35 protein-coding genes and 1 pseudogene are annotated in these 26880 nt (G+C 28.7%); 33 read left to right on the plus strand and 3 right to left on the minus strand.

All coding sequences use genetic code 11. The features are described from left to right. Positions 1-66 precede the first annotated feature (66 nt). The 7 genes from BUB01_RS18300 to BUB01_RS18320 all read left to right on the plus strand — a co-directional run bounded on the left by BUB01_RS18300 (position 67) and on the right by BUB01_RS18320 (position 4094). Entirely contained in the window at positions 67-369 is a 303-nt protein-coding gene (locus BUB01_RS18300) for a VRR-NUC domain-containing protein (RefSeq protein ID WP_072991553.1), read from the plus strand. Beyond that, on the plus strand, positions 357-506 hold the full coding sequence (locus BUB01_RS23310; protein WP_159433274.1) for a hypothetical protein: 150 nt from the start codon (positions 357-359) through the stop codon (positions 504-506). The genes BUB01_RS18300 and BUB01_RS23310 overlap by 13 nt, the downstream gene beginning before the upstream one ends. Next, positions 503-835 carry a hypothetical protein gene (locus BUB01_RS18305; RefSeq protein WP_072991556.1) on the plus strand — a complete coding sequence of 111 codons (333 nt, stop codon included), beginning with the start codon at positions 503-505 and terminating at the stop codon, positions 833-835. The genes BUB01_RS23310 and BUB01_RS18305 overlap by 4 nt, the downstream gene beginning before the upstream one ends. Further along, complete coding sequence (locus BUB01_RS18310) at positions 828-1631, plus strand: hypothetical protein (protein ID WP_072991559.1); 804 nt, start codon at positions 828-830, stop codon at positions 1629-1631. Before BUB01_RS18305 ends, BUB01_RS18310 begins: the two co-directional genes overlap by 8 nt. A 5-nt stretch (positions 1632-1636) precedes the next feature. Further along, a complete protein-coding gene (locus BUB01_RS23865; RefSeq protein WP_278337152.1) occupies positions 1637-1768 on the plus strand; it encodes a hypothetical protein in 132 nt (43 codons plus the stop codon). A gap of 10 nt (positions 1769-1778) precedes the next feature. Beyond that, a complete protein-coding gene (locus BUB01_RS18315) occupies positions 1779-3572 on the plus strand; it encodes an AAA family ATPase (RefSeq protein ID WP_072991562.1) in 1794 nt (597 codons plus the stop codon). A gap of 66 nt (positions 3573-3638) precedes the next feature. After that, entirely contained in the window at positions 3639-4094 is a 456-nt protein-coding gene (locus BUB01_RS18320) for a DUF669 domain-containing protein (RefSeq protein ID WP_072991565.1), read from the plus strand. 27 nt (positions 4095-4121) lie between these two features. Here BUB01_RS18320 and BUB01_RS18325 read toward each other — a convergent pair whose 3' ends face one another. Further along, the gene (locus tag BUB01_RS18325) at positions 4122-4346 is read right to left on the minus strand and encodes a hypothetical protein (protein ID WP_072991568.1); all 225 of its coding nucleotides are present in this window, start codon (positions 4344-4346) and stop codon (positions 4122-4124) included. A gap of 79 nt (positions 4347-4425) precedes the next feature. Between BUB01_RS18325 and BUB01_RS18330 the strand changes: the two genes are divergently transcribed. Both BUB01_RS18330 and BUB01_RS18335 read left to right on the plus strand, forming a co-directional pair. Then, positions 4426-4893 (plus strand): DUF5651 domain-containing protein, encoded by a 468-nt coding sequence (locus tag BUB01_RS18330; protein WP_072991571.1) that lies wholly within the window; start codon positions 4426-4428, stop codon positions 4891-4893. Next, complete coding sequence (locus BUB01_RS18335) at positions 4838-6634, plus strand: hypothetical protein (protein ID WP_341423276.1); 1797 nt, start codon at positions 4838-4840, stop codon at positions 6632-6634. Before BUB01_RS18330 ends, BUB01_RS18335 begins: the two co-directional genes overlap by 56 nt. A 35-nt stretch (positions 6635-6669) precedes the next feature. On the opposite strand, the gene BUB01_RS18340 is transcribed toward BUB01_RS18335, so the two are convergent. Next, complete coding sequence (locus tag BUB01_RS18340; RefSeq protein ID WP_072991577.1) at positions 6670-7485, minus strand: hypothetical protein; 816 nt, start codon at positions 7483-7485, stop codon at positions 6670-6672. A 93-nt stretch (positions 7486-7578) separates the two neighbouring features. Here BUB01_RS18340 and BUB01_RS18345 point away from each other — a divergent pair, with 93 nt between their 5' ends. The 11 genes from BUB01_RS18345 (at position 7579) to BUB01_RS23315 (ending at position 17721) form a co-directional block, all read left to right on the plus strand. Next, positions 7579-9489, plus strand: coding sequence for a phage/plasmid primase, P4 family (locus BUB01_RS18345; RefSeq protein WP_242958441.1), 1911 nt, complete (start codon positions 7579-7581; stop codon positions 9487-9489). Between the two features lie 2 nt (positions 9490-9491). Continuing rightward, positions 9492-9725, plus strand: coding sequence for a hypothetical protein (locus tag BUB01_RS18350; RefSeq protein ID WP_072991581.1), 234 nt, complete (start codon positions 9492-9494; stop codon positions 9723-9725). Positions 9726-10067: 342 nt separating this feature from the next. Next, a complete protein-coding gene (locus BUB01_RS18355) occupies positions 10068-10508 on the plus strand; it encodes a sigma-70 family RNA polymerase sigma factor (protein ID WP_072991584.1) in 441 nt (146 codons plus the stop codon). 137 nt (positions 10509-10645) lie between these two features. After that, positions 10646-11059: a helix-turn-helix domain-containing protein gene (locus BUB01_RS18360; protein ID WP_072991586.1), complete on the plus strand. Its 414-nt coding sequence runs from the start codon at positions 10646-10648 to the stop codon at positions 11057-11059. A gap of 365 nt (positions 11060-11424) precedes the next feature. Next, positions 11425-12135 carry a hypothetical protein gene (locus BUB01_RS18365; RefSeq protein ID WP_072991589.1) on the plus strand — a complete coding sequence of 237 codons (711 nt, stop codon included), beginning with the start codon at positions 11425-11427 and terminating at the stop codon, positions 12133-12135. A gap of 176 nt (positions 12136-12311) precedes the next feature. Beyond that, the gene (locus tag BUB01_RS18370) at positions 12312-12836 is read left to right on the plus strand and encodes a hypothetical protein (protein WP_072991592.1); all 525 of its coding nucleotides are present in this window, start codon (positions 12312-12314) and stop codon (positions 12834-12836) included. A gap of 28 nt (positions 12837-12864) precedes the next feature. After that, the gene (locus BUB01_RS18375; RefSeq protein WP_084109002.1) at positions 12865-14658 is read left to right on the plus strand and encodes a hypothetical protein; all 1794 of its coding nucleotides are present in this window, start codon (positions 12865-12867) and stop codon (positions 14656-14658) included. A 12-nt stretch (positions 14659-14670) separates the two neighbouring features. Beyond that, positions 14671-16029 (plus strand): phage portal protein, encoded by a 1359-nt coding sequence (locus BUB01_RS18380; protein ID WP_242958442.1) that lies wholly within the window; start codon positions 14671-14673, stop codon positions 16027-16029. Beyond that, positions 16022-17335 (plus strand): minor capsid protein, encoded by a 1314-nt coding sequence (locus tag BUB01_RS18385; RefSeq protein ID WP_072991595.1) that lies wholly within the window; start codon positions 16022-16024, stop codon positions 17333-17335. Before BUB01_RS18380 ends, BUB01_RS18385 begins: the two co-directional genes overlap by 8 nt. 13 nt (positions 17336-17348) lie before the next feature. Beyond that, positions 17349-17483 (plus strand): hypothetical protein, encoded by a 135-nt coding sequence (locus BUB01_RS23870; RefSeq protein ID WP_278337153.1) that lies wholly within the window; start codon positions 17349-17351, stop codon positions 17481-17483. A 73-nt stretch (positions 17484-17556) separates the two neighbouring features. Beyond that, positions 17557-17721, plus strand: coding sequence for a hypothetical protein (locus BUB01_RS23315; protein WP_159433275.1), 165 nt, complete (start codon positions 17557-17559; stop codon positions 17719-17721). Here the strand turns inward: BUB01_RS23315 and BUB01_RS18390 are convergent. Further along, positions 17701-18075 carry a DUF2513 domain-containing protein gene (locus BUB01_RS18390; protein WP_072991598.1) on the minus strand — a complete coding sequence of 125 codons (375 nt, stop codon included), beginning with the start codon at positions 18073-18075 and terminating at the stop codon, positions 17701-17703. The genes BUB01_RS23315 and BUB01_RS18390 overlap by 21 nt on opposite strands. A gap of 204 nt (positions 18076-18279) precedes the next feature. Here BUB01_RS18390 and BUB01_RS18395 point away from each other — a divergent pair, with 204 nt between their 5' ends. The 13 genes and pseudogenes from BUB01_RS18395 to BUB01_RS18455 all read left to right on the plus strand — a co-directional run. Further along, positions 18280-18921, plus strand: a complete 642-nt coding sequence (locus BUB01_RS18395) for a DUF4355 domain-containing protein (RefSeq protein WP_072991601.1) — start codon at positions 18280-18282, stop codon at positions 18919-18921. Positions 18922-18935: 14 nt separating this feature from the next. Continuing rightward, positions 18936-19295, plus strand: a complete 360-nt coding sequence (locus BUB01_RS18400) for a hypothetical protein (RefSeq protein ID WP_072991605.1) — start codon at positions 18936-18938, stop codon at positions 19293-19295. Between the two features lie 11 nt (positions 19296-19306). Next, complete coding sequence (locus tag BUB01_RS18405; RefSeq protein ID WP_072991609.1) at positions 19307-20332, plus strand: major capsid protein; 1026 nt, start codon at positions 19307-19309, stop codon at positions 20330-20332. Positions 20333-20345: 13 nt separating this feature from the next. After that, the gene (locus tag BUB01_RS18410; protein WP_072991614.1) at positions 20346-20660 is read left to right on the plus strand and encodes a phage head-tail connector protein; all 315 of its coding nucleotides are present in this window, start codon (positions 20346-20348) and stop codon (positions 20658-20660) included. 4 nt (positions 20661-20664) lie between these two features. Next, a complete protein-coding gene (locus BUB01_RS18415; protein ID WP_072991617.1) occupies positions 20665-20985 on the plus strand; it encodes a hypothetical protein in 321 nt (106 codons plus the stop codon). After that, positions 20982-21362, plus strand: a complete 381-nt coding sequence (locus BUB01_RS18420) for a minor capsid protein (protein ID WP_072991621.1) — start codon at positions 20982-20984, stop codon at positions 21360-21362. The genes BUB01_RS18415 and BUB01_RS18420 overlap by 4 nt, the downstream gene beginning before the upstream one ends. Continuing rightward, the gene (locus BUB01_RS18425) at positions 21362-21748 is read left to right on the plus strand and encodes a phage tail terminator protein (RefSeq protein ID WP_072991624.1); all 387 of its coding nucleotides are present in this window, start codon (positions 21362-21364) and stop codon (positions 21746-21748) included. Before BUB01_RS18420 ends, BUB01_RS18425 begins: the two co-directional genes overlap by 1 nt. An 8-nt stretch (positions 21749-21756) precedes the next feature. Continuing rightward, positions 21757-22212 (plus strand): phage tail tube protein, encoded by a 456-nt coding sequence (locus BUB01_RS18430; protein ID WP_072991628.1) that lies wholly within the window; start codon positions 21757-21759, stop codon positions 22210-22212. A 13-nt stretch (positions 22213-22225) separates the two neighbouring features. Then, the gene (locus BUB01_RS18435) at positions 22226-22564 is read left to right on the plus strand and encodes a hypothetical protein (RefSeq protein WP_072991632.1); all 339 of its coding nucleotides are present in this window, start codon (positions 22226-22228) and stop codon (positions 22562-22564) included. Between the two features lie 31 nt (positions 22565-22595). Beyond that, complete coding sequence (locus BUB01_RS18440; protein ID WP_072991635.1) at positions 22596-22889, plus strand: Gp15 family bacteriophage protein; 294 nt, start codon at positions 22596-22598, stop codon at positions 22887-22889. 48 nt (positions 22890-22937) lie between these two features. Then, complete coding sequence (locus tag BUB01_RS18445) at positions 22938-26030, plus strand: hypothetical protein (protein WP_072991638.1); 3093 nt, start codon at positions 22938-22940, stop codon at positions 26028-26030. 13 nt (positions 26031-26043) lie between these two features. Next, the gene (locus BUB01_RS18450; RefSeq protein ID WP_072991641.1) at positions 26044-26388 is read left to right on the plus strand and encodes a DUF6711 family protein; all 345 of its coding nucleotides are present in this window, start codon (positions 26044-26046) and stop codon (positions 26386-26388) included. Between the two features lie 9 nt (positions 26389-26397). Continuing rightward, positions 26398-26880 (plus strand): annotated as a pseudogene (locus tag BUB01_RS18455) (hypothetical protein); the annotation flags it as partial.

Genomic DNA, 26880 nt, shown 5'->3' on the forward strand with positions numbered 1-26880 from the left:
TAATGAGGTTATTTATACATCACCATTAGAAGATGGATTTATGCCAGTTGAAAGTGAAGAAGAATAATGACAGTAGGACCAGAAAAACAGTTTGAAAATGAGATTAAAAAATTTTTAGATAAACTACCTAAGACTTGGTACTTTAAATTTTGGGCAGGGCCTTATAGTAAATCAGGTATTCCAGATATTATTGGAGTAGTTAATGGAAGATTTATAGCACTAGAAGTTAAAGCAGATAGTGGACGAGCTAGTGAGTTACAGAAACGTAATATTAGGCTTATAGAACAGTGTGGTGGATTTGCTCGTATAGTTTATCCTAAAGATTTTGAAAGGCTTAAAAAGGAGCTTATGGAGTTATGCGAAAGCTAAGTAAAAGCCAGTTTATGCATAAGGTTATAAATGATAAATATGATAAACAACATACTGAAAGAGAAAAGCTTAAAGGTGCTGATAATCATATTTTTGAAAATATAAACAAAATAAGAAGGAGGAATAATGGCAAATGACTAAGGAAAAATGGAATGAAGAAGCTGAAGAGTTAATCGACACTATACTTGACTTTAAAGAAAAGTCAAAACGTACTCAGGAGGATTTAGATAGTGCCAAATGTGAATTAGCAAGCTTACTTGAGCAGCATAATGTAACAGAGTATATAGGTAAAAATGGAAAAGTAAACTTTGTTGATTTTGAAAGAGAAGGCTTGGTTAAAGACAATGTAGTTGAAACTGTAGATGGAGTTAATAAAGGAAAAATTAAAAGCATTAATATGAAGGACTTAACGAAAGAAATTAAAGTTCACTTCATAAATGTTAGGGGGGGGTATTTGTGTGATTAAAGTTATTAAAATAAATGATACTTTAAATGTTAGCTTTGATTATGATGCTGGAACAGTAGCTAAAATTAAAACAATACCAGGAAGAAAATACAATCCAAGTAATAAATCATGGGACATGCCATTACAAGCTATTCATAAATTAAAAGACTTATTTAGCGATTTAAATATATCAGAAGATGTAGATCAAGATTATGTAGCTCCTAAATATGATTTTAAAGCTGAATTAGACAATATTAAATATGAACCATTAAAAAAATTTGCTAAGTGGGGATTAGAACAATTACCAGAATATTTTTATGAAGTTGCAGCAAGTTCTACAGGAAAATATCATCCAGCATATGCATTAGGGGAAGGTGGATTAATAAGACATACTCAAGCAGCTTTAAGAATAGCAAATGAGTTATTTAAATGTGAAACTATACAACACTTTGATGATACTGAAAAAGATATTATAAGGGTTTCATTATTGCTACATGATGGAGTTAAACATGGGTTAGATGGCTCTAGTCATACAGTAGATACACATCCATTAGTAGTTGTTGATTATTTAGTAGATAGATATTATGACGTTGATGAGGATGAACTTCCAGTTGAAGTAATAGAAATTATGGAATCAGATTTATGGGATAATATAGAATCTTGTATAAAATCTCATATGGGCCAATGGAACACTGATTATAAATCAGGCGAAGAAATACTTCCTAAGCCTGAAACTGAAATGGAGAAATTTACTCACTTATGTGATTACTTAGCTAGTCGTAAGATGTTAGAAGTTAATTTCAGTGTGGAGGGGTAAGAGCTATGGATATCAAGAAAATAAATGAATTATTAGATAAAGAAATAGAATTTGCTAAAGGATGTGGTATGCCACAATTTGTAATGGGGTTACAACAAGCTAAGAAAGTTCTTAATGATGCAAATGATAAGAAGTAGGTGACTAGATATGCAATACTCACATTCAAGGGTAGAATGTCATATTAGTTGCCCTTACAAATACAAACTAAGATATGTAGACAAGCTTAAAACTATTCCAGCACCTGAAGCTGATAATGCTTTAATATGTGGTAACACAATTCATTTAGGAGCTGAAAAAAACTTACAAGAAGCTATTAGCTGGTATCATAGCAACTATCCAATAATTAATGATAGACACATTGAAGAAGTAATAAAATTCGAGTATTTAATACCTAAGATACATGAGTTACTAGATGGAATAAATGTATATAAGAAAGAGTTCAAAATAAATACTTCTAGGTTTATTGGAATAGTGGACCTTATAACTAAAAATGAAGATGGTACAGTTGATGTATTTGATTATAAGTACAGTAACAATTATGAAAAGTATTCAAAATCACCTCAATTACATCTTTATAAGTACTTTTTAGAGCAAATAGGATTTAAGGTTAGAAAATTAGGATTTATATTTATTCCTAAAATAAGTATTAAACAAAAGAAACAAGAATCATTATATCAGTTTAGAAAAAGGATACAAGAAGAACTAAATAGTAGCAAGATTAAAATCATGGAAGTTAAGTATGACGCATCTAAGGTAATTGAGTATATGGATAGCATAATAAATATTACTGAAGATACAGAGTTTAAGAAAATACCAACTAATTTATGTCACTGGTGTGACTATGAAAATTATTGTTTACGTGGTATTGACTACGAAATTTTAAATTTAAAGGAGATAAAAGATATGCAATTACCAAGTACTGAAAGAAGAGATATTAAGAAGGCTAAGAAAAGAAAGATATGGATTTATGGACCGGCGTTTAGTGGTAAAACAACTATGCTAGATGACGCACCTAACCCATTAAATTTAAATACTGATGGAAATGTTCAATTTGTTACCATGCCATACATTGCTATTAAGGATGAGGTAACTGTTAATGGAAGAATTACTAATCGTAAATACGCTTGGGAAGTATTTAAAGATACTATATCTGAACTTGAGAAGAAACAAAATAACTTCAATACCATTATAGTCGATTTATTGGAAGATACTAGAGAGATGTGTAGACTTTATAAGTATAACGAAATGGGAATTACTCACGAATCAGATGGAGGTTTCGGTAAAGGTTGGGACATTATTAAAACTGAATATCTATCAACAATTAGAAGATTATTTAACTTAGATTATGAAAATATAGTTGTATTATCACATGAGGATGTATCTAAGGATATTACTAAAAAGAATGGTCAAAATGTTACTAGAATAGCACCTAATATTCAAGAAGCCATATCTAATAAGGTAGCTGGAATGGTTGATATAGTTGCAAGAGTAATAGTTGATGGTGATGAAAGAACATTAAACTTTAAATCAGATGAAGTGATTTTTGGTGGAGGAAGACTGAAAGGTATTAGTAAGACAAGTATACCGTTATCATGGGATGAATTAATGAAAGTTTATGATGAAGCTAATGCAGGTAAGAAAGATGTTCCTAAAATAGAAGAAAAATCTTCAAGAAGGTCTAAAAAATCAGAAGAAGTTAAGGACGAAACTTCAGTTGAAGAAAGTACCCAAGGTGAATCAGAAGATAAACATAGAAGGAGAGGTAGAAAAGAAAAAACTCCTTCTGAAGAAACTAAAAAGGATGAGGTGCCAACAGATATTACTCCAAAAGTAGATGCTGAGATAGTTGAAGTTAATCCACCCGCTGGTGAAGTTATAGATGCTCAAGTAAATAAAGACAAGCCTAAAAGAAGTAGAAGGTCAAGAAGAACACAAGAATAGTTAATTAGGGCACGAGGGAGCCATAATCCCTCAAGTAAAAATTATAATAAACGGAGGATTAAAAATATGGCTAAAGAAATATGGGATGAATTTGATGAGAAAATTGATACTGAAGGATTAAAAAAGGATGCTGAAGAAGCTGCAGCTAATGGTGGTGGAGACTTTAAAGAAGTGCCACTTGGAACTTATGAAGTAGAAGTGAATAAGTTAGAGCTTAAGAAGTCTAAAAAAGGTGATCCAATGTTATCTATATGGTTCAAGATAATAAATGGTGATTGTAAAGGAAGTTTAATATTCTATAACCAAGTTATGTCACAAGGTTTTGGTATTCATAATGCTAATGAGATGCTTAGAAGCTTAGATAGTGGAGTAGAAATAGATTTTATTAATTTTAAAAAATATCATGAAATGTTACTTGATGTACTTGAAGCTATAGAGGGTAATTTAGAATATGCTCTTAAGTATGATAAAAATTCAAAAGGATTTAATACTTATGAAATAACTGACATATTTGAAAAATAGACAATTGAGGAGATTAAAATCTCCTCATTACCATAGTTTTCTATGTTTTTTACTTTCACGATAATATTTGGGATCTTTTTTGCAATATGGACAAGGAGTGATAGGATTATATCCGGCAGCATCCATAGACTCATCATAAATATTTATCGTAGATAATCCAGTATGATCCAAGCGGTCCCATTCCTTATCGAATGCATCTTGATTAAGACATTCTTTATAGGTACCAGTATCATTACATTTATCACAATTCATTTGTAGACCACCTTTCTAAAAAAAGATACTTAATAAATTCTACCATGGTAAAAAATATTATTCAATAAGGAGAGCAGTTATGAAAGATTATTTAAATACTGCAGAAAGAGAAAATTTAATAAGAATTGTTCATTTATCTTCAGACATTGAAACATGTTTAGAAGGAAACGTATTAAATAAACAAGAAATAGGTAATCTTAGACGTGCTAGAACTTTCGCAATGAAAACAGTCGAAAGTGTTCTAAGTAGAGTAAATGAAACATCAGCTAAAACTTTCAGAAGGACAGCTACGAGCTCAAAAATGACATTAGACATTTACGGAGATAGAGAAATTAATTTTAAGAAAAAAGTTGCTGAGTATTCAGCTAAATATGATGAAAATAAAGAGTATTACAAACTAGTGGAACTAATATTTGATAACTGTTGTAAGAACTGTAAATGTGATGGTTTTACTTGTGACATATACAAAGAATTCGAAAACCAATGCATATATGAATTTGATGGAACCGACAAGTCTACAAACTGTAGATACAGTTATAAGGGGTGATATAATGCTCTTTTATGATTTTGAGGTTTTCTCACATGATTGGTTAGTGGTAATAAAAGATACTGAAAATAGAATAACTCATGAGATATTAAATGATTCTAATAAACTTAGAGAAGTTTATGAAATTAATAAAAATAATATTTGGGTTGGTTATAACTCTAGAAGCTATGACCAGTATATTTTTAAAGGAATATTACTTGATATGAATCCTAAAGAGATAAATGACCATATTATAGTTAAAAACTTAGGTGGATGGCAATTTAGTAGGGCATTTAACAAGGTTCAGTTATATAACTATGACATAATGACCGATAAGTTCAAAGGACTTAAACAATTAGAAGGTTTCATGGGAAATGATATAAGAGAAACTACAGTACCATTTAATATTGATAGGAAATTAACTTCAGATGAACTAAAAGAGGTGTTTTTCTATTGTAATCATGATGTTGAGCAGACTATGAAAGTTTTTATGAATAGAAAAGAGGAATTTGAAAGTCAAATTAACTTAATAAAAACTTTTAACTTACCATTAAAGTATATTAATAAGACTAAAGCTCAATTATCAGCAATAATACTTGAAGCTGATAAAAGGGAACATGATGATGAGTTTGATATAAGTATAGTCGATACATTAAGGTTAGATAAGTATAAACATATTAAAGAGTGGTATGATAACCCTTTAAATAAAGATTATAAAAAATCACTAAATATTGAAGTTGCTGGAGTAAAGCATATATTTGGATGGGGTGGACTTCATGGAGCTAGAACCAAATATCAAGGTGAAGGTATATTTGTTAATTCAGATGTTACATCATTTTATCCAAGCTTAATGATAGAGTATAGTTTCTTATCAAGAAATGTAAGACACTATGAGAAATATAAAGAAGTATATGATATGAGAGTTTCTCTAAAAAAGGAAGGTAAAAAGAAAGAACAGCAACCTTATAAGATAGTTCTTAATTCAACTTATGGAGCTTCAAAAGATAAATATAATAATTTGTATGATCCATTACAAGCTAACAATGTATGTATCAATGGTCAATTAATGTTACTTGATTTAATAGAGCATATTGAGAAGACTATAACAGGAGCTTTATTAATTCAAAGTAATACAGATGGTGTAATGTTTAAGTTACCTAATATTGAAACTTTTGATAAGTATAAAGAAATAGCTAAGGAATGGGAAATTAGAACTAGAATGGAGCTAGAACATGACATTATTAATAAGGTAGTACAAAAGGATGTTAATAACTACATTATAGTAATGGATAATGGAAAGGTTAAATCTAAAGGAGCATATGTAAAAGAACTAAATATTTTAGATAATGATTTACCAATAGTAAATAAAGCATTAATGAAATATTTTATAGATAATGTTTCAGTAGAGGAAACAATTAATAATTGTGATGAGTTAATAGAATTTCAAAAAGTTGTTAAAGTATCAAGTAAATATTTATATGCACTTCATGGTGAAAAAATATTAAATGAAAAAATATTAAGAGTATTTGCTTCAAGATCAAGAAAAGATTTAGGAGTATATAAACTTAAAAAAGGTAAAGAAACTAAAGATAAGATAGGAGGTACACCTGAAAGATGTTTCATAGATAATAGTGATATTAAAGGTATGAATGTACCTAGAAAATTAGACAGGCAATGGTATATTGATGCTGCTAAAAAGAGAATTAAAGATTTTGTTGGTGAGATATTAGACTATGAAAGTATATACAATAGTAGAGAGTAATCTTATAGTATTACTCTCTAGAAATATAATAATGGTTAAACAGTTATAGAAGAGACTTTGATTAATAACTCAATACCTAATCCACTAATTAAAAAGAAAGTGAAAACTATAGCTACAAAATAAAAAATAACATCCTTAAATTTAATTTTATTAGCTATTTTATTAAATTTTAATCCATTATATAATTGTTTAATTATAGCAAGTGAAATAAAAAAGGCAATCATAATAAGACATGTTAGTCCAAATATTTGCAAGAATATAAATATAACTTCATTTTTATTAGCAGTATATGTATTAATAAAATTTGTCGAAGTAATAGAAGACTTTAACATTTCCTCTGTTTTAATAAGATTATTGGATTTAAAAATAGGCTGATAAATAAATCGTAATAAAATGAATAATGGTAGCCACATTATTATATACACGTTTAAGTTTATTTTATTTATAAGATTATTTCGTGTCAATATTAACAAACCTAACAAACTTATTATAAATGATGAGATTAAAAAGATAGATAAATATAACACTGTTGTATCTAAATATTTAAGATAAACATTTGTAATAAAACCACCAAACATAATTAATAAAAATATAATTAAATAGAGATTACTCTCAGTAGCATCATAAGTATTATATGATTTGTTATAACCGTTTTTATTATAATAATTATTTTTATTATAATAATTGTTTGTGATTGAGTTGTTAGAATTAATGTTTTTGCTATTATTAATATTTATATTATTGTGACTAAACAATGAATTTTTGGAAGTATTGCTAGAAAGTATAGCAACAATTGATGAAATAATGGTTAAAATTGAGCCTAGAATACTAAGTAAAGTAATTGTATTCATAATTTATATCCTCCAGTTAAATATATTGTAAGACTATTTTACAATATATTTGTATTTGTTACAATAATTGTGAAAAGTTAAAGGAGAGATAAAGTGAAAAAAACTAATGAGAAAAAAATATATGACTTAATATTTGAGCAGTATTATCCTTTAATTACTGGCACTAAGAAGCCTAATGTAAAAGAAGTAACTGATGAATATGCAATACCTTATGATGAAATTATAAGTCATAAAGATTTTGGGGCAACCCTCAAACCTGGAACTATCATGGTAGATATAGATGAGATGGACAATGCTAAAAGGGTTCAAAAGATTTTGGAAAAGCTAAAGATAAATACAGTAATTATACAAACAGATTCAGGTATGCATTTTCATTTCACCAATACTAATATTAAATCTAACAAGCAGCATTATTACACACCTATAGGAATCAAGACAGAAACTAAATACCCACATTCAAATGTAGTTACACCAATAAGGTTAAATAATGAAAACAGAAAAATATTAAAAGCAAGTGATAAATTAGACAAGCTTCCAGTATGGCTAATGCCATTAAGTAAGAGGTTCACGACTGATTTTTCTAAGATGCAAGAGGGTGATGGTAGGAATGATACATTATTCTCCTATATCTTAACATTACAGCAACAGGCTATGACTAAAGATGAAATAAGGTCCACTATTAAAGTTATAAATCAATTTGTATTAAAAGAACCGATATCAGATAAAGAACTTGAGGTAATATTAAGAGATAAGGCATTTCTTAAAGAATCATTTTATTTAAAAGGTAAACTACAATATGAGAAATTAGCAAGTTATCTTATAAGAGAGCATCATGTAGTTAAAATCAATGATACACTTCATGTTTATAAAGATGGTTATTACACAAGTGAAATAGATGAAATTGAACGTATAATGTTACAATATATAGTTAATTCAACTAGAACTCCAAGACTTGAAGTTTTAAGGTACTTGGAATTAAAGACTGAAGGAGTTGAAATGGAATCACCTACTTTAATATCGCTTAAGAATGGAGTGTTAAATTTAGAAACTAAACAGTTATTAGATTTTACTCCTGATTATAAAATAAAAAATAAAGTGCCTTTTAATTATAATCCAGTAGCTTATTCAGAGATTATGGATAAAACTTTAAATAAGATATGTTGTAGTGATAAAAATTTACGTCTATTAATAGAAGAAATGATAGGATATACGCTCTTTAGGAGAAATGAGTTAGGTAAATGTTTTATTCTTACTGGTCATGGAGCCAACGGTAAGTCAACGTTATTAGATGTGATTAAAAAGTTACTGGGTAAAGAAAATATATCGAGTGTAGCCCTAAATGAATTAAATGATAGGTTTAGAACTTTCCAATTAGAAGGTAAACTTGTGAATATAGGTGATGATATTAGTAATGGTTACATTGATGATAATAGTACATTTAAAAAATTAGTTACTGGAGAAACAGTAAATGTTGAAAGGAAAGGTAAGGATCCATTTGATTTTAATAACTACAGTAAATTAATATTTAGCTGTAATGAGATACCAAGAATCAATGATTTATCAGATGGACTTAAGCGAAGGATTATTTTTATTCCTTTTAATGCTAAATTCTCAAAACATGATAAAGATTATGATCCTTTCATTATAGACAAGCTATTATCTAATGAATCACTGGAATATCTATTAAAGTTAGCTTTGGATGGATTAGAAAGAATTTTATATAATAGGTCATTTACTCATGTAGATTCAGTTGATGAAGCTTGGAATGATTACGAAAGAAGAAATAATCCAATAATAGGGTTTTTAGAAGAAGGAAAGATTGAAAATGAAGCTACAAAGGATGTTTATTTACAGTACCAAATTTATTGTAGTGATAATGGATTAAAACATTTATCACGAATAGCATTTAGTAGAGAAATCTGCAAGCATGGTTATAAAACAAAACAGGTGAAAATAGATAAAAAACATATCCAAATATTTATAAATAAAGGTGAGGGTGAATAAAAATGGATTATAAAATAGTACAAATAATGTCTGCTCCAAGTAATTTAGTAGCAAAATATATTAATTTTGAAGACAATAGTGAATTTGAAGAAAAAATAGTAGCAATTGCACTAATTGAGTGGAATGATAATAAGGAACGAGAAGTATGGTATATGGATCATAATGAAGAAGGAAATCTTAGAATTGTTGAAAGTGGACAAAATTATAATTTAAAAGAATGTTATTTTAAGGAGTAAAAGATTAGCAAAGGTTGGTAAAAGATATTTTAATAGTATCTTTTACCCATTATAAATCAGTAATAACAATAGTTAAAGTAGTATGAGTAAAAGATGTAAAGGATGTTTTCAATTTCTTTATTATAAAATTACTATTTTTCAAAATAAATATATATTATATATAAGAAATTATATATATATCTTTTACCTAAAAATCAATATCTTAATCTTAAGAAATATAGTAAAATCAATGCTTAAAATAGGTAAGAGATGTTTAATTTTATCGTATACTATCTCTTACTTATCTTTTACTTAGTTAAAACACACTCAATGTCAGTAGTACCAATACTTAAGGAGGAATTTATGAGTACAAATGATGATTTTAAAAAAGTTGAAAATATGCTTTATAACTATAAAAATACGAAAATTGAAATAGAAAACATGTATTTAGATCTTGAAATATTAGAGAATGATTATAAAGGGATTGGAGCTATTTCATATGAAGAAAAAACAGGACCAACAAATTCATTTAATTCGAGTGTAGAAAATGAAGTTGTAAAAAGAGATGAGAAGATCTTACGTTTAAGAAAGAAAATACGGTTAAAAGAAATAGAGATTATTAAGATTAATAATGTATTAGAAGCCCTTAATGAAAAAGAAAAAGAATTTATAAAATATAAGTACTTTGAAAAATATACTCATAGTAAGATAAGTGAAGTAATATATATATCATTTGATTATATAAATGAGTATAGAATTAAAATAATAAACAAAATATCTAGTTATTTTCAAGAAGAAATATAAGGTAATATCTAGGTTTTATCTTATTGTATAGCCCCAATGATATAAAGTATAATAGTATCATAGAAAGATATCAAGAAGGCACTTACTTTTTAGTAGGTGTCTATTTTAATGTAATAATGTAAGGAGGTGTTAGATTAATGAGTGTTATTACAAAAGAACAGGATATTATGATTGATATGTTACTTCAAGGTGAGACTATAAGCGACATTGCAAAGAAGATAGGAGTTACTAGGCAGAGTATATATACTTGGAAAGATAAAGAGTATATTAAGGCTGAGCTAGAGGAGCGTAGACGACAGCTTAAAAAGAGCGCACACGACCGTATAACACGTGATATATGTACTTATGTAGATAATATCAAGGACTTAGCTAACAACTCTACAGACCAACGTGTGAAGCTACAGGCTAATAAGTATTTAATAGACCAATGTCTTGGTACTGCGACTACAACAAAGGAAGAGATTAATGTACCTGGTACTAGTAATAAGGATAAAGATCCTAATGCTCTTAAGAAAGAGATAGAAGATATTAAGTTACAGGTTGTTAAGTAGTTTACTTTAACTAAACTTTTAGACAAAAAGCTTTAATATTTAAGTGAATGTAATATTATATTAACAATGAATGGCTTAGTTAAGCCAATGTTGATGTAACACAAGATATAATATGTTACATTAGACTTATTAAAAGAGGTAACTTGATAATGCAAATGTATAGAAAGTCAAGATATATCTAAAAAAGAGGGGGTACCTTCTAAAATACAAATTGTAGGAATGGTGGGTGACCCTCAACACAATTTTTGTATTATTTTTAGAAAATCAGAAGTAAGAGGGTTCTTTTTATATAGGGACATAAATAGTATCTCTAGAAGGAATTAAATCTTTCTTGTAGAATATTTATTTTATAGGAGGAATAAAGCATGAATAAAATTAAACGGTTTTATAATCATAATAAAGTTCTTAGTAGCCTAGCTATACTTACTTTTATTAATTGTATTGTATTTATAATAACTAATTCTTGGCCAGAAATATATCCAGGGTTAGGAGAGCTTTATAAGTTTTCATATGATTTAAGTTTAGCATATTTAGGTTCTTTAATTTTTTATATTGTACAAGTATACATTGTGAATGAGAAGAAAAAGGAAAGTTTAAGGAAACAGATATTTTCATATTTATTTTCAATTCATGCTGAGTTATATACGGCTAAATATAGTTTAAAAACATTAAATATTTCTTTGGAAAAAGATTATGAGGCATTTAAAAAAGCAAGCAATAAAGTTGTTTTAGAATTTGAGCCTAGAAATGATGAGGAATTGAATAATTTATTTAATCAGAATATAGTACATTCATTAACTGGTTTAGATAAATATTTAAATACTATAGAAGAATATATGAAAACTATATATTCAATTAATATATCATCATTAGGAAGTAATATGGAGTTTTTAGACGAAAAAATTCAGAGGTGGATTGAGCAATATAGAACAATGAAAGCTTATAGAATAGAATATCATAATAGAATGCCTCAATCAGAAGCTTTATATTATAAATGTATGTTAAGTACCATTGAAGAAATGTATAAGATATATGATGAGAATTATATAAAAAAGGAACTGAATATTAACAATTAAGTACATTTATTGGAGATGTTTTTTAAAAGTTATTAATATTTCATCAACGATAGCGCGCCTTTTTCAGCTAACATTCATTTTTAAGAGTGTAGTGTTAAAACTATAGATGTCATTATAAGAAGGGATTTAAGACTTTTTATAGAACAATGTATTTTATGGAAAGGTGGTCATTTATAATGAGTGATGAAAATAATTTTACTATGTCAAATTTATTTAAAAATATTGATTTTGATAGTGTTATGAAAAATTGTAAAGCAATCGAAAATTACACATCATATGCACCAGTTAATTCGGTTACGAGGGAAATTCAAAAATCAACAAAACAAATGAATAAAATTGGTGAAGAAATTGCTAAAAAGAGAGAAGAACAAGAATTACGAGAAAAAAGAAATTTGCAAATAAATGAGGAAAAGCTGGAAATTTCTAAATTAACACTGTTTCTTTTACAAAGTGTTAATAGAGATCAAAAACAGGTTTTAGAAAATCTTCAATCTTTAATTGATACAATTTCATTTAATGATAAAGTTAAAGAAGCTAATATTGCAATTATTCAACAAGAATTGTTAGATTTGAAACAATCTACTGATAATTTAAGTGAAAGTTTTATAAAGCTTGTAGAAAAGAAAATGGTGGAAAAGGGTGTTGAAACAGCTGTAAAATATTTGTTTATAGGTGTAAAAGAACTATTTTTAAAACCATAAAATAATTAATCTAAAGAGGTGATAAAGCTTGAAAATACCATTTGAATTTTCTAGTGATGAAGCACGTAATAAGTGGTTGCTTTATCACTATCTTAAAAAATCCTACACTGATATATGTATAGATGATAAAAAAGCAGAAGAATTAACGGATGAGAGAATATTAGAAAACTCTAAGAATTTGTTTGGTTACCATGGATTAGCATGGCAACTAGGGCAAATAAGCTTAGAGTTTTTTTGTATGTATTTTATGCAAGATATATATCTTCCTAAAGAGGATAATGCTGCAGCTCCATTAGCAACTGTACATGAAGAATTATGGCATGATATACAAGAATCAGTTATTGGCACAGGACCAGAACAACTTGGAAGAGTTTTACCAAGAGGAATTGGAAAATCTGCCTTTGGTACTTTGGGTCCTGCTTGTTGGTGTGTAGCATATAAACATAAAACTTATGTGCTTATATGTTCTGATATAGGAAGTACAGCAGAAAAGTTTATTAAGGATATAAAAGATAATATGATTGATAACCAATATATTGAACAAGCTTTTGGTAAGCTCCTTGATGATAAGAATAGAGATTTTATTTGTAATGCAACTCAATTAGAGTTTATAAATCATACTTTTGTTGAAGCTATATCATCTACTTCTCCAATGAGAGGTAGAAAGTATAAGAATGTAAGGCCCGACCTTATAGTCTTAGATGATTATCAGTCGGAAGATGATTGTAGAACTAATGAAGCAAGGGAAAAAAAGTGGAAAAGATATTCTGATGATGTTAAATTTGCAAAACAAAGACCTTTAAGAAGAAATGGTAAGATTGTAAAAAAAGGTACTGTTCTTATGGCATGGGGAACTCAACAACATAAGGAATGTTTTTATTCCAGGTTAATTAAAACTGCTACTTGGACTTTTAAAAAAGAGAAAGGTATTTTAGTTGATGATGTTATTAATGAGGAAGGACAAAAAGAAAATGGTGTTGATCACTTATTTAATAATGGACTATGGGAAGAATTTAAAAATATCCTTTGCAATTTTAAAAATGATAAAAGACTTGATGATGCTAAAGAGTTTTATTATCAACATGAGCTAGAAATGCAATTTCCTATGTTATGGAGTGAGTTTTGGACTTGCTTAGAATTGGCCCTAGATTATTATGAAAATCCTAATAGTTTCAAGCAGGAAGTACAGGGTGATGTTGATTCTATAGGTGAAAAATGGTTTAAACAAATGCATACTGAAAGTAGAAAAGAAATTGAGAGTCATGAATTCATAAAAACAATGATTTGTGCTGACCCAGCTTCAAGTGGTGGTAAGAAAAATGACTATTCTGCTTTCTTGGTTGGTTCTGAAGCAACTAATGGCTATAAATATGCAAGAAAAGCAGAGTTAGCTAAAATAAATGCAAGGCAAGAGTTTGATAAATATATTGAACATATGATTAAGTTACTCGTTGAATATCCAGAAGCTACTCATATTAGTATTGAAAAAAATACTTTCAATGGAGCTGATGCGAATCAACTTGAAAAAGCTATTAAGGATCATGAAACTTTAAAGTATAGAAATATAACAATAATAAATGAAATGCAGAAAAAAAATAAAGATGATAAGATTTCTACCATAGTTCCTTTCGTAAATCGAGGGGAATTTGTTTTTTGTAGTGAAGATGAGGATTTCATAAATCAATTTATGGACTTTGCAGGACAAAACTATACTCCTCATGATGATGCTGATGACGTTGCTGCTGAATTTTGGTTGAAGATAGATGAGATAAAAACACTTAATAAAATACTATTATTAGATAAAAAATCATTTGGATTATAAAGAGGTGAGAGAGTGAATATAACCGATTTAATAAAAAAGCTATTCAAAAAAGAAATAGGATTAGATTTAAATAATCCAGAACATATGCAATTAGTTAAAAAAGCTTATGGTAGTTATTATGTATTTAAAAATATCTATGACAAAATGTATAGATATTATAAAGGAGATACTGATGCTATAAGAAAATATCTTTTTGTAACTGAAAGATCTAATCTTAAAATTAATGCTAACTATATTAAGAAGTTTATTAAAGAAGAAGTTGCTTATACATTAGGAAATGATATAACTTATGAATCAAGAACCGATAATGTTAATACAATTAAAGATATTGAATATAACACAGCACATTGGGATGAGTTGCACGATACAGATTTAATGAAGTATCTACTTATTTTTACTCAAGTTTATGAGCTGTATTATATTGATGATAATGCTGATTTTTGTAGCAAGATTATAAAACCTACTGAGGGTTATGGGTATTATGATAAAGCTTCAAATAAGATTTTATTTTTTATACATGCATTTAAGAATGATTTTGATTCCATAACAGCATATATTGATGTTTATACTGATGATAAAATATATCATTTTGATAATAAATTCAATGAAATATCTCCTGCAACAAATAATATATTTGGTGAAGTACCTGTAACTATAGGTAAACTTACTGAAGAAGGTTATGATGATAGTCTTTATGGGGACATACGAGGACTCCAAGATGCATTTGAAACTAATTTATCTGATGTAGGAAATGAGATAAGTGATTTTAGAAATGCTTATTTATTGTTTAAAAATGCTCAAGTAGATAAAACCGATATACCAGATATGAAAAAATTAGGAGTTATTCAGTTTCCTACTCAAGGTGGAGATGCAGCATGGCTTATAAAAAATATTAATGATACATTTATTCAAAATACCCTTAACAGATATGAAGATACAATGTATCAGTTAGCTTGTCATATTAATCATAATGAGAAGTTGCAAAGTAATCTTAGTGGTATTACTTTAAGATCTAGATTAATAGTACTTGAAAATAAGTGTAATCTTCAAATTAAAGCTCATAAAAATATTATTAAGAATAGAGTTAGATTCCTGTTTAAGTATTTGGATATCAAGAAGAATCTTAATTATGATTATAAGGATATTAAAACTCTTTATACTCCTAACATACCAAGCGATGATTTGGCTACTTCTCAAATGTTATCCCAAGCACCACAAGGAGTTATTAGTAAGGATACTGCTAGGGGATTATATAGTTTTATAAATAATAAGGTATCTGAAGCTGACAAAGTAAAAAAAGAACAGAGTGAGGAGATTAATCTTAACCCAGGTATTGACTTGTCAAATGTTCATGGTGATATAAATGAGTAAATTTGATGAGATTAATTTTCTTAAAGGCTTATATTTAAATCCTATAATTGATGATATATATGATGAGCAAAAAGAAGATAAAAATGAATTGTTAAGATTTATAGCTAATTTAATATTAATCTACCTGGTAACTAATGATGTTATGAAAATGTCATATAAAGATAAGATTATGGAATTTAATAAAGCTAATAAACTAATTGATAAAATTCTTATTAATGAAGGCAAGTTGGAAAATAATAATTTAACAGATATCCTTAAAAGCATTCCTAAAAAAAGAGATTTTGAGATTAATAAGAAAGAGATTAATAGTATTTTAAATAAAGTTATTGAAGCAAAAACATATTCAGACCGTATTTGGGATAATAAAAATAAAGTAGCTAAGGTCCTTAAAAATGAAGTTAAAAGGCTTATAGATGGTAAAACTTCAGTTAATGACATTAAAGATAAAATAGAAAAAGTCTTCAATGTTAATAAGAATATAAGTAAGAGGTTAGTTGAGCATGAAATATCTAGGGTTAATTCTGAAGTAAATGAAAAATATTTTATTGAGAATGGAATTGATAAGGTTAGATATGTAGCCAAATTAGATAATACTTGTGAAGTATGTTTAAGCTATGATGGAGAGGTCTATAATGTTAATGATGAAGATAGACCTAAGCTTCCAACTCATATTAATTGTAAGTGTTTTTATGCTGTTGCCAATGATGAACGCAGTAATTTACAGCAAGAGCAAATAAAAATAACAAATAAAAATATTGATAATAGTTATACAGTTAATAGAAAATTAGTGAATTCTAAAGAGTATCATGATAAATTTGAAGAAATACCATTAAACAAAAGGACTAGGGAAAGACTGTATATTGAAAGTAAGGCTATATTAGAACACAGAAATAGTACAGAACTTGAAGACTTAGTTATTTTAGATGCTAATACAGGAAACGAAATTGTATCTAATAAGACAAGTAATAATACTTTTAAAACTGGCTTAACTAAAGAAGATTATGGAAAAGTTATTAATCATAATGGAGAGTTAATTTTATTACACAATCATCCAGGTGGTGGTAGGCTATCAGGTTCAGATATTATATCAATGTATAAGAATAACAATGTAAAGATGTCTGTAGTAGTAGCACATGATGGGAGTTTGCATTATATATTTAATATGTATAGAAAAATAAATATTGAAGAATTTTACAATCTGTCATATAATGAATATAAGAAACAAGGATATCCTGTTAATATAGCTAAACTTAAAGCAACTGATGATTTATATGAATCAAATTTGTTTACTTATATAGTAAAATAGGAGAGTGATTAAGTTGGGTAAAGATGAATTTTTAATACATGATGATAGACAAGATAATTATCCAGAAGAAAAAGAATTCACAGAAACTGATGAAAAAAAGCTTGATGAAATGAGAAAGAAAATAAAAGATAGAAAAAATAAAAAGTAAAAGCACTTGCTAAGGAAAAATAGTAGGTGCTTTTATTATACCTAAAATTATAAAATTCTAGGAGTGTGAGTATATGAAGAGTGAAGAATTGCATAATTTAAAAGTTGTAGGAGGAAAGATAAAATTAGATGATTTTGATTTAAAAGGTGTGACTGATTATGATTTAAAATGCTCCGCGTTGGGAACAACGGAGCTTACTTTAAAGATTATTGTTAATTCAAATGTGTTTGTTAATTAAAGATGTTGCAACAGATACGGCTACTTTTGATAATATATCTAGTGAAAAGGAGCCAACTTTAGTAGCAACTTCTTTGGTTTTTGACCAATTTGTATCGGATCTTATATTAGATAAAAATTCATGACCGGAAGGAGATAAGTCTCTAACATAGAAACTTCCGCCTAAAATCCATTCAACTTTGGTTACAAGTCCTGAAAGTTCACATTGATTAATATGGTAAAAAATCTCTTCTTGTGAATACTTGTTTAATTTATCATAAGATGAATTTTCATTATATGACATGGAAGTACTAAAATCAGTATTTTCTTCAACAGTTAATAAAATATCTCTTATACAATCAGGATTTAGTTTCAAAATAAACACCCCCTTTTAACAAAATATTACCATAATATATGAGAGGGGACAAATTATAAATGAAAGTCTTAGAAAAATCTAAGGCTTTTTATTATGCTCAAAACGTCTTGTGGGCTCTTTAGTGTACAAGGGGTGTAAATATATTAAATAGTAAAAATAAAGCATGTCCTAAGTCGTATAACGGTTTAGGGGATAGGAGGAAAAATGTTAAAGAAAGATTTATTAAAATTAATTGAAAGTGCTGGTGAGGATCAGGATATTGATGAATTAGTAAAAGATAGTGATTTAGCTAAGTCACTACAAGCTAGTGGACTTACCTTAGAAGCTTTTAAGGAAAAACTTAAAAATGATAAGGACTTTAAAGCTTACATTGAAAGTGAAAATGATAAATATCACAATAAGGCTTTAAAGACTTGGAAAGAAAACAATTTAGAAAAAGAATTAGATCCATTTATACAACAAAAGTATCCGGATTTAGTTACGGATCCAGTTCAAAAGAAGGTTTTAGAGTTAGAAAAACAATTAGCAGATGAAAAGGCCGCTAATGCAAAAAAGGATTTATTAGCTGAAGCTATAAAGTATGCTGCTGATAAAAAATTACCTACTAGCATTATTGAAAAATGTTTAGCTGAGGACTTTGATAAAACAAAGGAAATTATCGATTCAATTGCTACTGACTGGTCAAAAGGAATAGAAACAATTACGACAGAAAAAATGAAATCAAATAGTTATGTACCTGGTAATGGTCCAGATGGAAAACCAGTAAGTATTGGTGCTTCAATAGCAGCACAAGCAAATGGAAATAAAGTGGAAGGTGCTCCTAATCCATGGGGCAATGATAAATAAGGAGGAAAATTTTTATGTATTGGAAAAAAGAAACTTATAAAACAGATATGGAGATATTAGCAACTGAAGCTAATTTAGTTACTTTCAGTGGAACAGTTAAATCTGCTAATATTACTCCGGATGAGCATGGTAGAAAATATGTCACAGCTGGCAGCTTAATGGATGCTACAGGAGTAGTAGTTACAGTAAATGGGGATGCTCTTACAGGTACTCCAGTAGGAATATTGTACAAAACAGTAGATGTTACTAAAGGCGATATGCCTTGTAGCTTAGTTGTAGAAGGTTATTTAAGAGCTGATAGAGTATTAGCTGGATTATCAGATAAAGTAGTATCTGCAATAAAATCAGCTTTACCAAATATAAAATTTAGATAGGAGATGGAATTATGCCAAGAGTAGATGAAGTTTTTAACACACAGGAATTAATAAATTATTACAAAGAAAGAAAAGTAATACCAATGTTAGGGGAAGCTTTATTCCCAGAAAGAAAGATTCAAGATATTGAATTTGATATGATTTTAGGAGCTGGAGGACTACCAGTTAGTGCCTCAGTTCATGCTTTAGATACACAAACTCAATTAGCATCTAGACAGGCTATAGAAAAGGGGGCTGCATCTTTAGCACTTATAAAAAGAAAAATTAAGATTACTGAAAAAGATATAATTAAAGTTCAGAATCCAAGAAATGATGCTGAATTAGCATTTGTATTGGGTCAACTTTATAATGATTCTGAAAAAATGCTTGAATCAGTAAAAGTAAGAGTTGAAGCTATGAGAATGGAAGTACTTTCGTCAGGTTTTTTAAAGATTGAAGAAAATAATGTAAAGGTTACTTTAGATTATGGTGTTCCAGATACTAATAAAAAGCCTTTTGATTGGAGTGATACTTCTAAGTCAAAACCACTTGATGATTTAGATACTCTAGCTACTGCAGTTGAAACAGCTTCTGGTTATAGACCAACTAGAGCTTTAACTTCTAGAAAGATTGTGAAGTCAATATGTAATAATACAAGTGTAAGAAAGGCTGTATTTGGAACAAATTCAGATAAGGTTGTTACATTAGCTCAATTAAATGATTTATTATCACAAATGGATTTACCACAAATAGCTATTTATGAAGGAAAGTATAAGGTTGAAACAGCTACAGGATATGATACTAAGAGATACTTCCCAGATAATGTTATTAGTATGTTTGGAGATGAAAGTTTAGGTGAAACTATATATGGGTTAACTGCTGAAGAAATAAAACTTATAGGTGATGGCAAAATGGATATGGCTGCAATGGTAGGCAATATATTTGTAGGAACATATACGGATATAGATCCAGTTGGTGAATATACTAAGGCAGTTGCTACGGCTTTACCAACATTACTTCATGGTTTAGAAGTTGGATTAGGAACTATAACCGTATAGGATGTGAATTTAAATGACTTTGGATGAAAAGTTGAAAATCTTGTATAAAGTAACTGATTTAGAGGTTCTTAATATATACAAAGATATGGCCTGTGATTCTGTTAAGTCATATCTAAATATTGAAGATACTAATGAAAATATATATAAGAAATATGAAAGTGCATTAATAGAAATTATAGGTAATAAGATTAAGTCTGAAAATAATAATGGAGTAAAAAGCTATACTGCTTCTAAAATGAGTATAACTTATGAGGAAAGTAGTGCTTTTATAATTACTGATAAGATTAAAACCTTATTACCTGTTCCATTTGTAAAATTGATGGGGTGATTTTATGAAGTTAACATTTCCTAAGTGGATTTTAAATACTTCAATTAAAGTTTATGAGACATTTATAAATGAAGATGGGGAGCCTGTAGAAAAATTAATTTATGATGGATTGTCAAATTATAATGAGGAAAGTAGACAAGTATTGGATGCTAAAAAGAATTTAATATCTCTTAGCGGCTCAATTATTATAGAAGGTGATATTTGTCCAGTTAAATTACTTGAAGGATATATTAAGATTGGTGAAATTAAAAAGGATATTTATAAAGTAACTAAACCTAAAAATCCAGATGGTAGTGTATTTTCAACGGAGATAGATTTATTATGATTAATGTTAAAGTTGAAATATTTGAAGATAAAATAAATGAACTTATACAGGCTCAAAAAATGTCTATTGAAAGTACTACTAATGATGTTTTAGAAGATATAAAGACTTCAGCAGTAGTTCCATATGATACTGGAAATTTACAAGATAGCTCTAGTGTTGATTTATCAGCTTTAGATAATGGAGTTACTCATATATATTTTGATACTCCTTACGCTAGGCGCTTATATTGGCATCCTGAATTTAATTTTCGTAGAGATAAAAATGCTAATGCACAAGGCAAATGGATGCAGGACTATGTTGATGGTGAAAAAGTAGAATTTATAAAAGAAAAATTTAAAAATCACTTAAAAAGTAATGCGAAAGGATTGATAAAATAATGCTTTTAAGTGAAGTAAGAGAATGGTTAAAAACAAAGATAGAATGTCCGCAATGGTATGCAGGTAAGATTGATGGAAGTAAAGAGCAATGCATAGGACTATATAATATTATGGGCCCTAATCCAAATTTAGCCTTAGGTGGAATAAGTAATATAAGCTATTCAACTAAGGCTATTTCTATACTTGTACATTGGGGTAAAAACAATAATATAGCAGAGCAGAAAGCACAGGATGTATATAATGTTCTGTTCGGACAAAGTGCCATTATCGGTGGCAAAAGGGTTATAAATTTTGATATGAGAACTTCTGAACCAATAGGAGTTGGTACAGATAGTAATGGTGTCTTTGAATATGTAATAGAAACAGTAATATATTATGAAAGGTAGTGATTTTAATGCCAGGATTTACAGGTGTATTTCCAGTATTTAATATTCAATTTAAAATAGGAATCAAAGGATTAGCAAGTACAGAGGCTGATATGGTAACCATAGCTGATATGGAATCATTCAGTACAAAAATAGACGGTAAGGCTGAAACGTGGACTTCATTTAGTACGTCTGGATGGGAAAGGTCGTTAATGACAAGTAAAGCATTTTCAGTTGATTTAAAAGGAAAAAGAAATGTAGGTGATCCAGGTAATGATTATGTTGCTGCAACTGCATGGAAAGATGGATTAGACTGTAGCACAAAAGGACAGATTTTGTTTCCAGATGGTGCTAAAGTAGATTTTAATTGTGTAATAGATGTTAAAAATGTTGGTGGTGGAGATGCTAAGAACGTTGCACCGCTTGAATTTGAATTAAAAGGTGATGGTAAACCACAATATACCCCAGCACCAAAAACAGTTTAGGAGGAATTAAGGAATGGCTAAAGTTTATAATATAATGGATAGGCTTACAAATGATAAACCAGTAATTAAAATAGACAATGAACATGAATATACAGTGAACAATAGTAAGAATCAAGCAATATTTATTAAGCAACTTTCTGATGATGAGAAGTTAGATGACTTTGAGAAGATAGATAAAATAATCGAAGCAAGTCTTGGTAAAGAGGCTCTGGATTATATAAACAGTCTTAAACTATCCGTTAAAGCTACTAATACAATTATTAATACAATAATGGCAGCTTTAAATGAAGTTGAGCTTGAAGAAATAGAACAGGAAGCAGTTAAACAAGCGAAAGGTTTTCGGAAGAGATAAATGGTATGATCTTGTTGAGGATTGGGGGCTTATAGAAGCCTCCTTTACAGCTCAGTATGGCATAAGGTTGAGAAGCGAAAATGATATGTCTTGGAGTGAATTCTGTACCCTCCTATCAGGTATAATGGCTAAAACCCCTCTAGGTCAAATAGTTAGTATTAGGTCAGAAGAAAACGAGGATATGCTTAAAAACTTTACTCAAGAGCAACATAAAATTCGTAATGATTGGAGAAATAGGAATAATACTATATGTGATATGACCGACGAAGAAAAGGCAGAAGAAGTGAGAAAAGTACAAGAAATATTTGCAAAAGCATTTGGATAGCACTTAGATAAATCTAGGTGCTTTTTCTATATAGAAAGGAGGTATTTTATGAGTGATAGTGTAGGAAAGATTACGTTAGATTTAGAAATTGCAAGTGATATAGGAAAACAAATAAATGCAATAAGTAATTCAATGGGTAAAAATTTGAAAGATACATTAAATAACTCTTTTAAATCTTCTTTTGATGGTATAAATAAGAGTGCTAAAGATAACCTTAATAGTGTTAATAATACAATGAAAAGTATGTTGTCTAGGATGAAAGATTCTACAAGTAAAACTCTTTCGTCAGCGTTTGCTGCTATGAAAAAAATTAAGTTGCCAACTCCAAAGTTTCCTGAAGTTAAAATCCCTAAGCCTAAATTATCTAATGTATCTAAAACTATAGGAACTAGAGGGCCACCAACCACTAACAAAGAAATTTTAAAATCTCAGATTGAAGGTGTAGAAAGAACATTAGACAACACTAATGCTAAAATAGAGCAACAACAAGCTAAACTTGCTGGGCTTAGAGAAGAATATAATAATACTTTTAATCAAGCTAGGAAAAACAAACTAGAGGAACAAATATTAAAAACAGAAGAAGCTATAAATAAGCTGATAGCTACATCTGATAAGTTAGGTTTTAAATTAGCTGATTTGGATTCTGAATTTAAAAAGTTAGGTGCATCACCTAGGATAGCTAATGCAGAAACTACATCGTTAACGAATAAAACAAAAGCTTTTACTTCTAATGCAGGTAAAGCAGGTAATAGCACCAAAGGATTCTCACAAGCTTTAAAACAGCTAGGATTTGGAGCTAAAACAACTGGAAACAATTTTAGAGGTGCTTATGGTGGAGCTAGTATGTTTTTTAGTTCTCTTTTTAAATGGGGGATGGTATTTCCACTTATAATAAAAGGAATAACTTCTATGGCAAAGTCAATTGGTGAAACATTTATGACTAACCAACAGTTTGCTAATTCATTAGCTCAAATAAAAACTAATTTAATGGTTGCTTTTACACCTATCTTCTATGCGGTTCTTCCAGCAGTGAATGCTTTAATGAGTGCATTATCTACTATAACTACCTATATAGCTATGTTTACAAGTGCATTATTTGGTAAAACATATCAAGCTAGTTATCAAGCAACTCAAGGATTAATTAATGCAAAAGAAGCTATGGGTGATTATGGAACAACGGCTAAAAAAGCGGGTAAAGACGCAAAAGGTGCACTTGCTGGATTTGATGAAATTAATGTTCTAGCTAAAAATAAACATGATGGTGATAGTGGTGGAGGTGCTAAAAGTAAAGTTCCTAAACTAGTATCTCCTGGTATAAATACAGCCCCAACATCTGCTGCTGGAAAATCAGTTGAAGCTATGCTTAATAATTTAAAGGCAGTTATGGCTACTTTATTTAATCCATTAAAGGCAGCTTGGCAAAAAGATGGTTCTAGTGTTATGTCTGCATTTAAACAAGCTATTGATGGAACTAAAAATACACTAAAGCATTTATATGAAGTGTTAAAGACACCGCCAGTACAGCTATTTATAGAAAATGTAGCTAGAATAGGATTAGCGTTAGTTAAACTAGCATTGTCGATTTATAATAATTTTATATTACCTATGACAAATTGGTTTATATCGAAGATTCCAGGATTAGCTAATGGGTTAAATCCTTTGTTAGAAAAAATAAGAGTTGCAATAGAATATGTTTCAGGCAATAAGAATTTATTAACTGTTATTTGTAGCGCTATTTTAGGTGTTATAGCTGCTATTAAGGCATTAGAGTTCTCTTTAATAGTTGTAAGTTCTATTAAAAATTTAGGGATTGCATTGAATGTATTAGCTACTAATCCTATTGTTTTAGTAATAGCAGGTATAGCGGCTCTAGTTATTGGATTTACTGCACTTTATGCATCTAATGAAAAATTTAGAGAATGTGTTAATAATTCGTGGAACAAAATTAGTAAAACTATTGATGATTTTTTTAATAATACATTAAAACCTTTAGGTGAATATTTTATTAATGGATTTGTTAACCCTATCATAGGAGCTTTAGTATCAACAATGTTGCCTATTTTTAAAGATATATTTAATAATTCAGGTAAAATATTAAATGATTTTTTGAATTTAATAGTATCAACATTAACTAATGTAGTAGGTATTGTTAGCCCATGTTTGGAATTATTAAAGAAAATACTATTAGATTTTTTAAATATAATTAAAAATTTATGGGATAAGTATGGTATTGATTTATTAAATAATGTTTCTAATTTTCTTAAGGGATTAAAAGAAACTTTACAATTGCTATGGGATAATGTTTTAAATCCAATAATTAAACCATTCTTAGAAATGTTATCTTGGTTATGGGATAAGCATCTTAAGGGATTAGTGAAACAAGTTGGTGAGTTTGTATTAAAGTGTGTTAATGGAGCTTTAGAGCTGTACAATGGATTTATTAAACCACTTGTAGATTGGCTTGTGATTACATTAGGACCTACTTTTTCAAATATTATAAAATTTATCATTGATTTGTTTGGTACTTTTATTGCTAATATATCTGACATTGTAAAATCGATTCTAAAAATATTAGGTGGAATAATAGATTTTATAGTTGGTGTTTTTACTGGAGATTGGAAAAAAGCATGGCGTGGAGTAATTGATGCTTTTTCTGGTATAGCTGATTTAATAGGTGGAATATTTAAAGCTGCTTTAAATGTAACTATAGATGTTATAAATTTTGCAATAAAGGCGGTTATTGAAGGAATTAACGGATTAATACAAGGAGCAATTTATTTAATTAATAGAATACCCGGGGTTGATATTAACTTAAATCCGATAAAAGCCCCTCATATATCAAAGTTAGCGACAGGAGGGGTTATAGATAGTCCGACCTTAGCTATGGTAGGGGAAGCTGGAAAAGAGGCTGTTGTTCCGCTTGAGAATAATACAGGGTGGATTGATAAAGTTGGTAGTGTAGTAGCTAGTGCTGTTTTAGCAGCAATACAGTTTAATACACAATCAAGTAATAATTCAAATAACAACACAGGAGATAGTGTATTTCAATTAGACGGAACCACGTTTGCAAGGTTATTTAAGCCTTATGCAGATGCTGAAAATCAAAGAATTGGTAATAGTATGATAATACAAACAAAATAGGGAGTGAGGTAAGATGATTAAAATAAATGGAGTAGTTTTACCTGCTCCTACTGATTATCAAGTATCTATAAATGACATTTCTAATGCTGAAAGAAACGCTAACGGAACTATGATAATAGAAAGAATAGCAACAAAAAGAAAGTTAGAATTAGCATGGAAGTTCTTAAGTAAAGAAGATCTAAGTAGACTACTTAATTTAGTAAGCCCTGTATTTTTTAAAGTGGAATATATAGACCCTCAGGATGGCGGAGTAAGAAATGGTACTTTTTATGCTGGAGATAGAAGCGCAGGGGCTTTAGACTTTATAAATGGTAATATTAGATACAAAGATGCTAAATTTAATTTAATAGAGAGGTAGGTGGGTGAATTGATAAATGTAAGCAAAGAGTATAAAAAGTCAGTTTATGCACCTATTAGAAGTTGTAAAGCTAGAATTAAATTTAAAATATTAGATTATAAGGCTTATAAAAATATAAAAAAGGTTAGTAGTAGAGCAGAAATAAGCAGAGAAAACCAATTAACTAATAATATAAGAATACCTAATTTAAAATATGCTACATTTGAAAAAGATTTTTTTAAGTTAGATGGAAGTTTTAATATTCCACCTAAAAGAAATGAGGGTAATGTTGAAATTGGATGGCTTAGTGAGAATTTATGTGATGATAAATATATATTTAGCATTCCTGAAAAAATAGAATTAGAGTTTGAAACTGAAAGAAGCTCAATGGGGATTACAATATATTTTGATGTACTTAATGAAGAGTATGCTACAGACTTTGATATAGATTTTTATTCAGCAAATAATACTTTAATAAGTCATGATAGTATAAGTAATAATACTTTAATAAAA

Origin of the sequence: Clostridium cavendishii DSM 21758, from assembly GCF_900141845.1 — a bacterium.
GTDB classification, from domain to species: Bacteria; Bacillota; Clostridia; order Clostridiales; family Clostridiaceae; genus Clostridium_AG; species Clostridium_AG cavendishii.